We start from the raw sequence: 15,537 nt of genomic DNA on the forward strand, positions 1-15,537 counted from the left end.
TTAGTTGGATTAGTTGGATTAGTTGGATTAGTTGGATTAGTTGGATTAGTTGGATTAGCTGGTTTAATCGTTACAACTGGTTTAGTTGGATTAGCTGGTTTAATCGTTACAACCGGTTTAGCTGGATTAACTGGATTAATCGTTACAACCGGTTTAGCTGGATTAACTGCCTTAACTGGTACAACTGGTTTAGTTGGATTAACTGGTGCAACTTCTTTAGTTGGATCAACCGGCTTAACTGGTGCAACTGGTTTGGTTGGAATCTCTACTTTATTAGCCTTCAGTTTTACAGTCGTCTCTTTTAGAGCATTGATTACTGCATTAATTTCTTCTTGACTAGCTTCTGAATTTTCTAAAAGTAGCTTAGCTTTGCTGAAAATAAGATTATATGCATCCTTCTCCTCTTTGCTAGCTGTCAAAAATCTTGGATCTTTGTCTTGGAACTTCACTTCATCCACGATAACATTTTTTAGGCTCATGAAATCTGTTTCTTTTCCATTCAGCTGTTCTTGTGCTTTCAAGAAAGTGGTCAATAGACGATCGATTTCATCTTGAGTTATCAAATCTTTTGTAATTAATAATGCTAAGAGTTTAAATTCACGATCATATTGACCTTTGCGTTCTTGATCAGAATTTATATATTTACCTTTTTTAACTGTCTCAGCATATGCTTTAATGGCATTCTTCAATGATGTGATATCAGATTCCTTACCATCCAATGTTTGCATAGCAGACTCTAAAGCCTTAACAATTTGGTCAATTTTATCTTGGTTAAGTTTACTTCCCAATGCTAGTTGCGCATCTTTGACACTTTGGTCAAACATCTCTTTTAAATTCTGTTTTGTATTATAATATCTTGGAGTTTTAACTACTTCCATTTGTTTATTTAAAGCTGCAATCAAGGCTAACTTAGAAACAACTGAAAGTGACAAAACATTATTTTGACCAAACAGAACTTTAAATGGTTGAAGATTATCAAGTAATTCATAACCGTTTGACAGATTTACAAGAACCTTATATTCACCAGGAATCACTTTCTTACCATAAGAATGTTTACCATATGTTTCAGCTGGCAAGACTTGACTCTGACCGTCTTCACCTACTAAAGTAATCGTTGTAGTTCCAGGAACAGCTTGATTGAAGCCAATTGTTACTGGGGCATATTTCATTTTGTTAGCCAAGAAGGTAATAGTTTGAAAACTATTTTCTTTCGTTAAATCAAATTCCTTAGATAGAGCACTCACAAATTTCAACTCTGTACGGTCATAGCTAAAAATTTCTGCAACATAATGTCCAAATTTCAAGAAATTAATATCTTTTGATTTATCAACAGTTACATATTGGCCTTCACTATTTTTAATGCGATAAACATAAGTCGTATCAATCTCACTCTTTGTTTTATTATTTAATATAGCAATTTTTACACGGCCACTATTTTCTTCACCTACAAGATTTTTTAGAGATATAAAGTCTACATTTCCCGCAAAGTCTTCCACATAATAGAAGATTTTCGATTTATCAATGTTCTTAGGAAGTGTATAACTACCATCTTCATTTTGTTTGATAATTTGATACTGTTCGATTTCTGAATCTGTCGATTCTCTATTTTCAGAAGGACGAATATAAAAGACTTTTTCTAAAAGAATTCCCCCATTTCCTACATCCTGAGGTTTACGAGCTATAAATTGTTCTTGATCTTTTTGAGAACGAATATATCCCGAAGTAATCAGAGGTTTTTGTGTATCGATTTGAATTTTAAATGTTGTGTATTGTTCTTCAGCTCCAGGGACATCTGGCTTATAACTAATAACATAGTCATAAATTCCATCAGAGACTCGATTTCCGTTAGAATCTTTTCCTCCCCAAGCTGTTTTATCTAGAACGTAACTTCTTGGATTTCTAGTATCGCCATCAAAATAATTTTTTACAAGGTCTGTTGGACGACTTTTCCAAATAGGGTTACTATGTGTTGTATCTGAAGAATCATAAACTGTTGCACGAAGATTTACCAAGTTTCTATAAACAAGAGTTTTAAATTGAACAGAATCTTTATTACCATCATCGTTTGGTGAGATAGCAAGGCGGATGTTCCCCTTTTCATCTAATTGAAGATGGTATTTTCCTTCGGCATCTTGTTTCACTCCGAGTACAGTCACTCGATTTCCTTGACGCTCTGCTTTTAAAACATTTAAATCATTTTCAGAACTTGTTAAATAAGTTGCATCGTCCGAAGGTGAAATTTCTGGATTATCTTTATCAATTTTAGAGTAAAATCCACTTTTTCCTTCCTGAATCAAATTATAAATTGGTTTTTCTATTGCAGGTAGATTTTGGAATTCTCCCTTAAATCCCATAAATGGTAAACCAATAACAGAACCATCATCTGCAGGATTGACAAATCTAACAAATCCTTCTAGAAAATAACCATTTGGCATTATTTTACTAAGTTCTTCAGTAAACTTACTTGTATCTACTCTAACTGTTACCGTCTTCGTACTATGAGCTTTCACAGTTACTTCAGGCCAGACTGTTTCAGTTAGTTTTCGTGGACGGAGAGTGAATTTCCCTTCGGCAACTTCATCCGTATTTGTATTTACAAGCATCTTCAATGTTTGGTCTTTGTCCGAAATATTATGAATTGTAACTTCAAAGGTAAATTTATCACCAACATTGCCAAGAGTAACACTTGGATAGTTATTTGTACCTGTTACAAATAGATCTGTGCTTGTTGCCGCCATCGTGTCAACTACGCCCGCACCTTGCTGACGTGGAGAAGTATAGGCTCCAGTTTGTTTATTAAAATGTGGTTTTGCAGTAGACATAATTAAAGCTTTTACAATCTCTGAAATTTGACTAGCTGATAATTCAGGATGTTTCTTTGCTAAATATTCTTTGACTAGTGCTGCGACACCAGCTATATGAGGAGCCGCCATACTTGTTCCACTGATACTTCCATAACTATTGTCATTAAATGATGAATAGATATTTCCACCAGGTGCAGTAACATCTGGTTTCAATTGTCCATCTGTTGTAACTCCCCAACTTGAAAAATCTGACAATTGGTCTGCAACATCTGATTTACGATTATCCATCTTATGATTAAAGACAATTTTATACTGACCAGATTTAAGAATTTCACCATAATGTTTTGAAATAAAGACAGATGGGATTTTCTTAGCATCACCTGTAACAGACATACTAACATTTGCACCTTCAACGTTGTTATAAATTAAAACTCCAGCTGCACCGTGTTGAAGAGCATTTTTAATCTTATCAGAGAAATGGATTTTACCACGTTGAATCAGTGCTAACTTGCCTCTTACATCAATATTAGCAAAATCTTCTTCACGACCAATACCCGCTGCTACATATTCGTATTCTTTCCCTTTTTCAAAATCTTTTTCTGCTTCAGGTCTATTAAAATCAAACTTACCATAATCAAGTTTAGTATCATTTTCTAAACCTTTTACTTCAAAGACTTCAGTAGTTAGAATTTTATTATTAATCGAAGCAACAGAAATTGAATCTTCTACTGTAGAGGGATTTCCAACCAGTCCGTAATCAGGATTTTCTGCTAATGGTTGTGAAAAACCTCTACCGAAAGTATTGCTATTACCAGCAGCAATAACAACAGATACTCCTTTAGCACGTGCTCTTTTTACTGCTTCAATAATATCTGAACCTGCATCTACCGTTGAACCCGCACCTGCACCCAAACTCATATTGATCACATCTGCACCTAACGCAACTGCGTCATCAATGGCTTTTACATAAAAGGCAGATGCTGTAGTTTTATCTCTGTCTGAAAAAACTCTCATAAACATTATTTGAGCTTCTGGTGCAACTCCATATACCTTCTCAGAATTCGGAGATTTATTAACTGGATTTCCAGCTACAATACCAGTAACGTGCATTCCATGAGACTCTTTTTCAGCCTCTTTTATATTATCTGTTCCATCAAAGTAATCATAAGCATATACTACCTTGTCACTGTACCATTTCCCATAGTCAATACCAGCAGCCTTTTTAGCTTTTTCGATATCATTCTGATTTTTAAATTTCGCCTTTGACGGATCAGAAATACGCAGAACCTCATGATTCAAATCAAGCCCTGAATCTATAACAGCGACTACAGTACCTTCCCCTTTGTATCCTTCTTCCCATGTTTTAGGAACAGTAATCATTTCATTACTGGAGATACTATTTGGCTTTTCTTTATGTCTGCTTTGAGATAAGGATTGTGATTGTGAACTTTCGGAAGAAGAACTGCTTTTTACTGCTGATTCTTCCTTCTTCTCTTCACTTTTTATAGCAGTCTTTTCTTGCTGTATGATTAAAACCTTATCTGACTTACTATCTCTATCCTCTATAGAATCATCTTTTTTTAATGACTCTGTCACTTCTGTTTTTTCCTTTGAAGAAGAATTTAGAGCATTCTTGTCAGCCGTGACTGGCGGTGCGAGCTTATTTGAATCATCTAATTTATTAATTGTTACTGCATGTGTAACTTGATTGGATGTTTCAATTTTTCCCTCATCGGCACTAACCTGTGCGAAAGTAAATCCGAATACAAAGACCGATAGCAGAAAAATCGTTGCTATTTGGTACTTTTGATGACAAAAATCTTTGCAACCTCCCATAAAATCACTCCTTTTTATTTAAATTAAAAGTATTATATACTAAATTATCAGAAAATTCTATCAAAAAAATATTTTGTAACAAAATTGTAATATTAATCATATCATACGATTTAAACATAAAAAATTAGCCTTGAGTGATACAAGACTAAATTTCTTTATTGAAAAATTACTTACTATTGAATTGGTCTTTCAGCAACCTTCTTACTGATTACGGTCATAGAATAATTCGTGTGATTTTAATCGTGAATTAAGCATTTCTGGAACTGTTACAAAGTCATAACCTTGCCCTTTCAAGTAGTCAATAACCTTCGGTAGAGCATTTACAGTCTCAGCATGGATATCATGCATGAGAATAATAGAACCATTCTTGACTTCACGCTGAATTTCTGTCAAAATAGATGCTTCATTTTTACTCTTCCAGTCCAGACTATCTACATCCCACATAATAAAGCTCAAATCGAGGCTATTGCGAATGTCGTCTGTAATGGCTCCATAAGGAGGACGCATAAGTTTAGAGCTAGAACCCAGCACCTTAGTTAGCGCATCCTCAGTATCAGTTATTTGTTTTTTAGCTTCATCAAGCGAAAGTTTTGAAAGAACTGGATGGCTCCAACTATGGTTTCCAATGACATGACCATCCGCTTTCATTCGTTTCAAAATCTCTTCATTGCCAGAAACATTCTTACCTAAAACAAAGAAAGTAGCCTTGATACCATACTTAGAAAGTGTATCTAATGCTTGATTTGTCGTTGTAGGATTTGGTCCATCATCAAAAGTCAAGGCTACTACTTTACGATTTTTCTTCTCCAAATAAGCTTTATAAAGTTCCGCATCCTTATCTAGCAAATATGAGGACTGAATAAGCTCAAAGAAACTAGATACTGGCAAGGCAATCTCATCTAGATTTTCAACTTCCTGACTTGGATAAAGAATAATTTGGCTATCCTTATAATCAAAGTTCCATGCAGACAAGTCTTGATCAGAGAAGCCTTTAACAAGCTGATCGACCTTTTCTTGCTCCAATTTCTTATACTGTAAGAAAGAAGTCAGTTCTTTTGTCAGCTTTTCTTTGGCTTTACTAGCATCTGAAAATAATTGATCAAGTGTAAAAAGTTTGCCATCTTCTGTCAAATGGACTTTTGCCAGACTAGTTTTTTCAGTCTCTTCAACTTTTGACCAAGTTAAATCATAGACTTGTTTCATCACACTTCGGTTAACAATCCCTTTTAAAGTCGAATCCTGTTTCTCTGTATAATAAAAAACCAGATTTTCCTTATCTTCTAAATTTTCCTTAATATCCTGCACTATGATTCCTTTTACAGACGAAATCACTTGCTCCCCTTGGAGAGGATAATAGGTAATCACTTCAGCTTGTCCCTTACGAAAATGATCTTTCTGATTTTCCTCACTCAATTGATCATCTTTCTCTTTTTTGAGCGATTCAATCTTTTGTTCAAAGCTTTGTTTTGAAAATACCTTGTAGCCAATCATCGATCCAAGAACACAAATACTTACTGAAAAGATAGCTACTAGGGCTATTAAACCGATTCTCTTTTTATCGTATTCAACACGATTTGCTCTACTTTTATCCATAAGACCATCATATCAAATTCAAGCTATAATTTCAATGATTTTAGAGAAAACAGTATATTAAAAAGAGAGGAAGTTCCCCTCTTAAAATTTTATTTGACTGCTTCTTTCAAAGCATCTACCTTGTCCAAACGTTCCCATGGAAGATCAATATCTGTACGCCCCATGTGTCCATAAGCCGCTGTTTGACGGTAAATTGGACGCTTGAGATCCAGCATTTGGATAATTCCTGCAGGGCGAAGGTCAAAGATTTGACGAGCCGCTTTTTCAAGTTTGCTTTCAGCTACTGTTCCTGTACCAAAGGTATCGATACGGACAGAAACAGGCTGGGCAACACCAATAGCGTAAGCCAATTGTACTTCCGCCTTCTTAGAAAGACCCGCTGCAACAATATTCTTGGCAATATAACGAGCTGCATATGAGGCAGAACGGTCCACCTTAGTCGCATCTTTACCAGAGAAAGCACCACCACCGTGACGAGAGTAGCCACCATAGGTATCCACGATAATCTTACGACCAGTCAAGCCTGAGTCTCCTTGAGGCCCACCGATTACAAAGCGACCAGTTGGATTGATGAAGAATTTTGTTTGCTCATCCAAGTAAGAGGCTGGAATAACCTCTTTGATAACCTTGTTAATGATATCATTGTGAATTTGTTCGTTGCTGGCTTCTGGATCGTGCTGAGTAGAAATCACGACGGTGTCCACACGTACTGGGCGGTCATTTTCATCATACTCAACTGTAACTTGTGATTTAGCATCTGGGCGAAGATAGCTGATTTCCCCAGACTTACGAAGCTCTGCCAGACGACGAACCAATTTATGACTGAGTGAGATTGGCAATGGCATGAGCTCTTCTGTTTCATCTACTGCAAATCCAAACATGAGCCCTTGGTCTCCAGCTCCAATTAAGTCCAATGGATCTTGATCTGCATTTCCACGAACCTCCAAGGCTTCGTTAACACCTTGGGCGATATCCGGTGACTGCTCAACAAGTGACGGATGGACTCCCACCGTCTCAGCAGAAAAACCATATTCTGTATTGGTGTAGCCAATCTCTGCAATGGTATCACGAACCACACGGTTAATATCCACATAGGCATTTGTAGATATTTCACCAAAAACATGGACGGAACCAGTATATACAGCTGTCTCAGCAGCAACGTGCGCCTCTGGATCCTTAGCTAAAATAGCATCCAAAATCGCATCTGAAATTTGGTCTGCAATCTTATCTGGATGCCCCTCAGATACAGATTCAGACGTGAATAATTTACGTTCTGACATAAAAATGTCCCCCCTTAAAAATAGTGTTATAGAGTTACAAAGTACTAGTAGGTATTTCCATTATCTTAGAGTTACAACACGAAAGAAATAAAAACGATACTTTTTTATTTCTGAAGCTAGTCAGGTGCATAGGGTAACCGCATTATTGCGACAACCGTAGAATGACGAACGACTTTGGAGCCGTCAGTATTTGCGAATTGAGACTCAAAAGAAAAAATAGAAATTTCTACCATCTTATCGGGACTATATAACTTTACCATTATACCATTTTTAAGCGCAATTTGCAGTCTTTAATGTAGTGTTTCTGTTTAGATAGTTCGTTCTCATAAATAAAAAGGTTGGAGCTCATCACTCCAACAATTACCTTAAAATGTTTGGCGTTTTGCTTTACGCTCTGCACGACCACGAGCGCGATTTTCAGCACGCTTGGTTTTACGACGTTTTTCATCAACCGCCCATTGAATTTTTTTCTTATAACCTGGTTTGACTTTTTTCTTTTTCTTTTTAACCAAACCAATCATTTCGATATCAAGCTTATCTTGCTTTTTCTCACGGTTGGCACGACGATCACGGTCATAAGTATCTTGAAATTCCCCGTCTTTGACCATCTTAGGAGTAAACTTGATTCCCAATTTCTCCAATTCACGGATATCCGAGTCATCACTTGGCTGGTAAAGGGTAATAGCTGTACCTGGTAAGCCATTTCGTCCAGTACGACCAACACGGTGAACAAAGAAGGACAAATCTTGCGGAATGGCATCATTGATGACATGGCTGACACCTTCAATGTCAATTCCACGCGCTGCCAAATCTGTTGCGACAATATACTCAAAATCCAGATTTTTTACCTGATTCATGATTCGCTTGCGTTCACGAGGGGCAATATCCCCATGGATTTTTGCCACCTTCAAGCCTTGAGCAGTCAGATATGAATGCAATTCATCAGCACGCGTTTTAGTGTTAACAAAAATCATTGCCAAATAAGGTTGCATCAACTGAGTCAACTGGTAAATTTGAGCATTCTTATCTCGGCCCTTGGTCGAAATCAACCAATTATCAATGGTATCAGAAATGACCGTTTTGGTCTTGATTTTCTCCATAACAGGATTTGACAAGTATTTTTTCAAAAATGGCTGCAACTTTTGTGGAATAGTTGCTGAGAAGACCATGAATTGCAGGTCTTTTGGAAGGCTTCCAGCAATCTTATCAACCGTTTCTAAGAATCCCATATCCAAGGTCATGTCTGCCTCATCGACAACAAAGGTCTTAGCCTTGTGAATAGCCAGGTCACCAGATTTAACCAAGTCGTAGATGCGACCTGGCGTTCCGATAACAATATGAGGCTGATTACTTGCCAATTTCTCAATTTGGCGAGCCTTATCCGTACCACCCACATAATTAACCACACGAACTTCGACATCTGAGTGGGCAGCAATCTGACGGGCCGCTTGGTAAATTTGAGTAGCCAACTCACGGCTTGGTGCAGTAATGACTGCTTGCACACTATCACTAGCTTCATCTAACTGCTGGAAAATCGGTAACAAGAAAGTGTGTGTCTTACCCGAACCTGTTTTTGATTCACCGACTAGATCACGACCTGCCAAAACAATAGGAATCAACTTGTCTTGCACCTCTGTTGGAGTTGTAAATTTCAACTCCTCCAAGGCTTCTCTAATATAGTTTTTAAATTGAAATTTCGTAAATGACATAATATCCTCGATTCTATCTATCTTATCAATTATACCATATTTTATTCCATTACAGTAGTCTCACTTATTTAGGCTATTTCCAGTAGCTTTTCTAGTCAGAAAAAGGCTGGAATTTTATAATCCCAACCTCTTTTCATGCTCAATGAAAATCAAAGAGCAAACTAGGAAACTAGCCGCAGGTTGCTCAAAACACTGTTTTGAGGTTGCAGATAGAACTGACGAAGTCAGTAACATCTATACGGCAAAGCGACGTTGACGTAGTTTGAAGAGATTTTCGAAGAGTATCAGTCATTATTTCCAGTTTAAAGTAGCATTCAAGCCATAGTGATCACTAACTTGTGGATTCTTATTTCCATCAAATACGACATGTAAATTTTCCACCTCTAACTCTTTGGTAGTAAACACATAGTCGATTCGAAGGGGTTCAGTGTTCCCCTTCCAGCCATCAATTTCTGGTGGAACAGTATAGCTACCACTTTTCTCTTGAGCAACTTCAAAGGCGTCTTGTAACCCTAATGAACAAGCTAAAATAGCTTGGTAGCCTTCCTGTCCAGCCGGATTGTTGAAATCTCCAGCTAGCAAAAGCGGCTTGTTCAATTCTTTCAAGACAGCCTCAAATCGTGCCCATTCTTCTTGGAAACCTTTATCCCACCAAGAAAGGTGGACACTGGCAACTGCAAGTTCATTACCATCGACTACAGTTTCAGCCAGGGCAACACGGCGAGTATGATAGTCTGTTGGATCATCCACATCTGAAACCAAAATTTCTCTGGCTTCAATAAGTGTTTTAGACAAGATAGCCACACCTTCATGGTAGCGGTCATAACCGATATGGTTATAGGCCCAAGTCCAATAGTAATTTTTTCCTTGCTCTGACAACTTTTCAACCAAAAGTCTAACATAATGGTCTTGGTGAATAGGCTCAGCTGCTGGCAAAGCTTGATAAAGGTCATTAACCTCCACCTCTGGCGAAGTAATCTCCTGATTGATTTCTTGGAAACAAATCAAATCATAGTCTTTATCAAGAATATCTTCAAGCAAGAGCTGGAATTTTTCCTCAGCTTCTTTTTCCATCCAGCTATGAGTATTGAGTGTTAAAAATTTCATGCTTTTCTCCTAAAACAAGAGGTTGGAAAACAGCTTCCAACCTCAAGTGTATCACAATTCTACTTTAGCAACTGCTGTTTTAGCTGCAAGAGAACCTGTTTGTTCTAATTTAACTGATTTAATAGCTTCAGCATTTGTGAAGACAACCACTGTAGAAGTTTCACGACCTGCTGCACGGATAGCATCCAAGTCAGCTGTGACAAGAAGATCACCTGCTGCAACTTTTTGTCCTTCAGCTACATGAACTGTAAATGGTTTTCCTTCAAGACTTACTGTGTCCAAACCAATGTGAACCAATACTTCAAGACCTGCTTCAGTCACAAGACCAAGAGCATGTTTTGTAGGGAAGATGCTTGATACAGTACCTGAAACTGGAGATACAATGTTTCCATTTGCAGGTTCTACAGCAAATCCATCACCCATCATTTTTTGAGCAAATACTGGATCTTTTACTTGTTCCAAAGCAACAACTTGACCGTCTGCTACTGAGTATACTTCCTCAGTAAGACCTTTGAAGTGAACAGTGTTTTGTTGCGCTTCTGTCATTTGACTTGGAAGAGTTTCAGGAATGATTTCACCTGAATCAAGGATATCTTGGATATCAGATTTCAATACGTCTGCTTTTGGACCGTAGATAGCTTGAACTCCTTGTCCTTTCATGACAAGACCCATAGCTCCTTCTGCTTTCCATTGTTCTGCATCACCGACTTTATCAGCATCTTTAACAGTTACACGAAGACGAGTCATACATGCATCAACATCAACGATGTTTGCACGTCCACCAAGAAGGTTGATAATGTTTACAGCTTGAGAACCTGCTGCAACTTTCACTTCGCTGCTAGATTCTTCTGAACCTTCAGCAGTTTCGTAGTTTCCGTTACGTCCTGGAGTTGCGTAGTTGAATTTTTGAATCATGAAGTTTGCGATAAAGTACATGATTACAGCAAAGAGAACAGTTACCCAAACGAAGTTAACGATATCCATACCGATACCAGCACTAATCGCAATAGGTGTACGAGTCAAGAACTCGATTGAACCGAATGAGTGCATACGTAGGTTCACAACGTCAGCCATAGCGAAGGCAGCACCTTGAACAAGTGAGTAAACAAGATACATAGGTGTTGCGACGAACATGAACATGTATTCGATTGGTTCAGTAACCCCTGTCAAGAATGTTGCAAGAGCTGTAGCAATCATCATACCTTTGTATTTGTGTTTCTTGTCAGCATCAACATTACGGTAGATAGCCACAATCACACCCATCAAGATACCGAATGAACCGATCATTTGTCCAACTTTGAAACGAGCTGGGTGAACAGTATCTAACAAGTGTTGATATTGAGTAGCATCAGTACCTTTAAGGTTTACAAGGTCTGTTACCCATGCAAGCCAAAGTGGGTCTTGACCAAATACTTGGCTACCTTTTGCTGCACCAGTTAAGACCTCATAAGTACCACCAAGAGCTGTGTAGTTCATTGGGATAGTCAACATGTGGTGAAGACCAAATGGCAAGAGCAAACGTTCCAATGTACCATACAAGAATGGTGCAAGGATTGGAGCAGTTTCTTGTGAGTTAGCAATCCAGATACCAAAGCTATTGATACCTGTTTGAACTACTGGCCAGAAAGCAGAAAGTACAATTGCAGCAATTATTGAACGAAGAATAACTACAAACGGTACAAAACGTTTTCCGTTAAAGAATGAAAGTGCATCAGGAAGCTTACGGAAGTTATAGTATTTATTGTAAGCAGTTGCTCCAATAAAACCTGAGATAATCCCTACGAACACACCCATGTTAAGTGCTGGTGCTTCCATAACACTAATGAAGTAATCAGCAACTTTGATTGAGCCACCAAAGAGAGTTGTTACCATAGCTTCTGGATTTTTCAACATATCTCCTGATACGCCAAAGATTGTACCAGTGATACGATTGATTAGGATAAAGGCAAGACCTGCCGCAAACGCACCACCAGCGCGTTCCTTAGCCCAGCTTCCTCCAATAGCGAGGGCAAACAAGATATGAAGGTTAACGATGACTCCCCAACCGATTTGCTCTAGTACACCACCAGTAATAACGAGTGGGGCAAAGTTAGGGTTGATCATCACAAGCGACTTACCGATTGAAATCATCAAACCAGCAGCCGGCATAACGGCGATAACCACCATCAAAGCCTTACCGAATTTTTGCCAAAACTCGAAAGACAAGACATTTTTGAATGTATCTTTCATCATTCAAATCTCCTTTATTTTTATTTAGGCAAACGTTTTACGAAAACGTTTGCACTTAACTATGTATTCATTATACCACTTTAATTTTTTTTGTAAAGGCTTTTATTAAAAAAATTAAGAAAAAAAGAAAGTTTTTATACTTCCTTTTTTATATTTGTATTATTATAACACCCTAAAATGTGCTATCAAACCTTTAAGAAACGTCGCATTGAAATTCCTGATCCAATTGAACCAATAAAAATTCCAATAACAAACAATAAGGCAATCATCAATGGACTGAATACTTCTGGTGAAATCATAGAAAGGTTTTGACCTACTAATGACTTATTAACCGATTGGTAAACCATTTGATAAACAACTAGTACTAAAACTGATGGAAGGGTTGCGCCAAATAATCCGATGAAAGCACCCTCAAGTAGGAATGGTCCTCGGATATAGCTATTCTTAGCACCAACCAAGCGCATAATTTGAATTTCTCGACTACGGGAAATAATTGTAATACGAATGGTATTAGAAATCAAGAAAACTGCTATGAAAATCAAGAGGCCAGCAATCACTAGTCCCCAGACACGAATAAATGAGGCTAACTTAAACAAGCGTTCTGTATTGGCACCACCATCTTGAACTTCTGATACACCTTCAATTTTCTTAGCCTCTTCCGCTACTGTCTTTACATCACTTGGTGTGTTAGTATCTACTATATATGCATCATAGAGAGGATTAGCATCACCTTCAAAGATTTTCCAGTTGTCCCCCATTGTCTCAGTTAATTTTTCATATTGTTCTTCTTTACTTGAAAAGGTAACACTCTTAACTGTAGGCATCCCCTTCAAAGCATTATATACCTTGTGGTAGTCATTATTTGTAACAGTTTGACCTTCTTTTTCAATAGTCTCACTATTATCAGCTACGTCCTTACGAATGTATACCATTACTCGGACATTATTTTCAATATCTGTAGCTAGTTTCGCAGTATTGAAAATAACAGAGGCAAATATTGCAACCAAGGTCAAAGTAATCATGACTGAGCTGACAGCAGCCACTGTCATCCAACCATTTCGTTTCAAACTTTTTAGTGATTCAAATAAATGGCGAAAAAATCTACTAATCATCGTATCCATACTCTCCTTTTGATTCGTCACGAACGACACGGCCATTTTCAATGGCAATGACACGGTGGCGCAAGGTATTTACAATCTGGCTATTATGAGTCGCCATCAAAATAGTTGTCCCTTGTAGGTTAATCCGTTCCAAGAGATTCATGATTTCCCATGAATTATCCGGGTCCAAGTTTCCTGTTGGTTCATCGGCTATCAATACTTTGGGATTGTTTACAATAGCACGCGCAATCGCAATCCGCTGTTGCTCTCCACCTGAGAGCTCATTTGGGAAAGAACGAACCTTGTGCTTCAACCCAACCAAGTCTAAAACTTCCATCACCCTTTTTTTGATATTACGGCGATTTTCCCCGATTACTTCCATAGCGTAAGCAATATTTTCATAGACCGTTTTCTTTGGCAAGAGTTTATAATCCTGAAAAACAACCCCAACACTACGACGTAGAAGAGGGACATCTTTCTTCTTAATCTTAACCAGATTAAAACCAGCAACTGATAGACTTCCTTTATCGATTTTTACTTCACGATATAGAGAACGAATAAAAGTTGACTTCCCTGCTCCCGAAGGTCCTACGATGTAAGCAAATTCTCCTGGTTGAACACTGACCGAAACACCGCGTAGGGCAGTCGTTCCGTTGTCGTATTTTTTGACGACATCTCTCATTTCAATGATTGACATGTGACTTCCTTTCTATCTTAGCTAATTCGCCACTTGAGATAGGCATCGATAAAACCATCTAGGTCCCCATCCATGACCTTATCTACCTGAGCAACTTCAAAGCTAGTTCGGTGATCTTTTACCATAGTATATGGCGTGAAAACATAAGAACGAATTTGACTTCCCCATGTGATTTCCTTTTTCTCACCCTTGAGGGAATCAACTTCCGCAGCTTTCTTTTCTTGCTCCATTTGATAGAGCTTAGCCTGCAACATCTTCATGGCACGATCTCTATTTCCATATTGGGTACGATCGACCGTTGACTGGACGACAGTTCCAGTTGGAATGTGTGTTAAACGTACACCAGTTGAAACCTTATTAACGTTTTGTCCACCAGCACCACCTGAACGGAAGGTATCCATCTTAATATCATCTTCACGGATTTCTACTTCAATGGTATCATCCAACTCAGGCATCACTTCTACAGATGTGAAAGAGGTATGGCGACGTTTGGCAGAATCAAATGGCGAGATTCGCACCAGACGGTGCACACCCATTTCCGACTTGAGAAGGCCATAAGCATTAGGCCCTTCAAATGATAAAGTTACTGACTTGATACCAGCCTCATCACCAGCTTGATAATCCAAAACCTCTACTTTGAAGCCTTTAGCATTACCATAACGAGTATACATACGAAGCAACATATCACCCCAGTCCTGCGCCTCTGTACCACCAGATCCTGGATGGATTTCCAAGATGGCATTATTATGGTCATAAGGTTCTGACAAGAGAAGGGTCATCTCGTAATTAGCCATCATCTTATCGAGTTCTGATAACTGCGTTACCAGTTCTGCTTGAACCGACTCGTCTTCAGCCAAAAAGTCTAATAAAATTTCAACTTCATCCTGCAACTCTTCCATCTTATGGAAGGTATTGTAAGTGTTTTTTAATTCATTTAATTCTTGCGACGTTTTTTGGGCCGCTATATTATCGTTCCAAAAATCAGGTTCTGTCATCTTGTTTTCCAAGATGGCAATCTCTTCCTCTAAACCTTCGAGGTCAAAGAGACCCCCTGAAAGAAGCTAATTTTTCACGATTTGCGTCAATTTTTTGACGGATTACTGAAATGTCCATAAATACTCCTTTTTTATATCGTTTCATTATACCATAATCTCTTATTTCTTTCCATCTTTTGCTCTACTC

Annotated in this window: 9 protein-coding genes; all 9 read right to left on the bottom strand. The window is 38.1% G+C overall.

All coding sequences use genetic code 11. The annotated features are described in order from the left end of the window. On the bottom strand, positions 1 to 4,640 hold a 4,640-nt coding region (locus RYL77_RS02445), incomplete at its 3' end, for a S8 family serine peptidase (protein ID WP_315009593.1). Between the two features lie 201 nt (positions 4,641 to 4,841). Next, positions 4,842 to 6,233: a peptidoglycan-N-acetylglucosamine deacetylase PgdA gene (gene pgdA / locus RYL77_RS02450; RefSeq protein ID WP_315009595.1), complete on the bottom strand. Its 1,392-nt coding sequence runs from the start codon at positions 6,231 to 6,233 to the stop codon at positions 4,842 to 4,844. Between the two features lie 89 nt (positions 6,234 to 6,322). Next, positions 6,323 to 7,513, bottom strand: coding sequence for a methionine adenosyltransferase (gene metK / locus RYL77_RS02455; RefSeq protein WP_315009596.1), 1,191 nt, complete (start codon positions 7,511 to 7,513; stop codon positions 6,323 to 6,325). A gap of 365 nt (positions 7,514 to 7,878) precedes the next feature. Beyond that, the gene (locus tag RYL77_RS02460; protein ID WP_049522019.1) at positions 7,879 to 9,222 is read right to left on the bottom strand and encodes a DEAD/DEAH box helicase; all 1,344 of its coding nucleotides are present in this window, start codon (positions 9,220 to 9,222) and stop codon (positions 7,879 to 7,881) included. Between the two features lie 291 nt (positions 9,223 to 9,513). Then, positions 9,514 to 10,329, bottom strand: coding sequence for an endonuclease/exonuclease/phosphatase family protein (locus RYL77_RS02465; RefSeq protein WP_315009597.1), 816 nt, complete (start codon positions 10,327 to 10,329; stop codon positions 9,514 to 9,516). Between the two features lie 51 nt (positions 10,330 to 10,380). Beyond that, the gene (locus RYL77_RS02470; protein WP_315009599.1) at positions 10,381 to 12,561 is read right to left on the bottom strand and encodes a PTS transporter subunit IIBC; all 2,181 of its coding nucleotides are present in this window, start codon (positions 12,559 to 12,561) and stop codon (positions 10,381 to 10,383) included. Between the two features lie 182 nt (positions 12,562 to 12,743). After that, positions 12,744 to 13,670 (bottom strand): permease-like cell division protein FtsX, encoded by a 927-nt coding sequence (gene ftsX, locus RYL77_RS02475; protein WP_315009601.1) that lies wholly within the window; start codon positions 13,668 to 13,670, stop codon positions 12,744 to 12,746. Beyond that, positions 13,663 to 14,355, bottom strand: coding sequence for a cell division ATP-binding protein FtsE (gene ftsE, locus RYL77_RS02480; protein WP_000022265.1), 693 nt, complete (start codon positions 14,353 to 14,355; stop codon positions 13,663 to 13,665). Before ftsE ends, ftsX begins: the two co-directional genes overlap by 8 nt. A gap of 17 nt (positions 14,356 to 14,372) precedes the next feature. After that, a protein-coding gene (gene prfB / locus RYL77_RS02485) for a peptide chain release factor 2 (protein ID WP_315009604.1) occupies positions 14,373 to 15,468 on the bottom strand; the annotation gives its coding sequence in 2 pieces (ribosomal slippage) (positions 14,373 to 15,395 and positions 15,397 to 15,468; 1,095 coding nt in all). Between the last annotated feature and the right edge of the window lie 69 nt (positions 15,469 to 15,537).

This window comes from uncultured Streptococcus sp. (assembly GCF_963516515.1).
Classification (GTDB): Bacteria; Bacillota; Bacilli; order Lactobacillales; family Streptococcaceae; genus Streptococcus.

Coding starts and splice junctions, on each gene's coding strand:
- pgdA (WP_315009595.1), bottom strand. CDS start 6,233: ATGGATAAAAGTAGAGCAAATCGTGTTGAATACGATAAAAAGAGAATC.
- metK (WP_315009596.1), bottom strand. CDS start 7,513: ATGTCAGAACGTAAATTATTCACGTCTGAATCTGTATCTGAGGGGCAT.
- RYL77_RS02460 (WP_049522019.1), bottom strand. CDS start 9,222: ATGTCATTTACGAAATTTCAATTTAAAAACTATATTAGAGAAGCCTTG.
- RYL77_RS02465 (WP_315009597.1), bottom strand. CDS start 10,329: ATGAAATTTTTAACACTCAATACTCATAGCTGGATGGAAAAAGAAGCT.
- RYL77_RS02470 (WP_315009599.1), bottom strand. CDS start 12,561: ATGATGAAAGATACATTCAAAAATGTCTTGTCTTTCGAGTTTTGGCAA.
- ftsX (WP_315009601.1), bottom strand. CDS start 13,670: ATGATTAGTAGATTTTTTCGCCATTTATTTGAATCACTAAAAAGTTTG.
- ftsE (WP_000022265.1), bottom strand. CDS start 14,355: ATGTCAATCATTGAAATGAGAGATGTCGTCAAAAAATACGACAACGGA.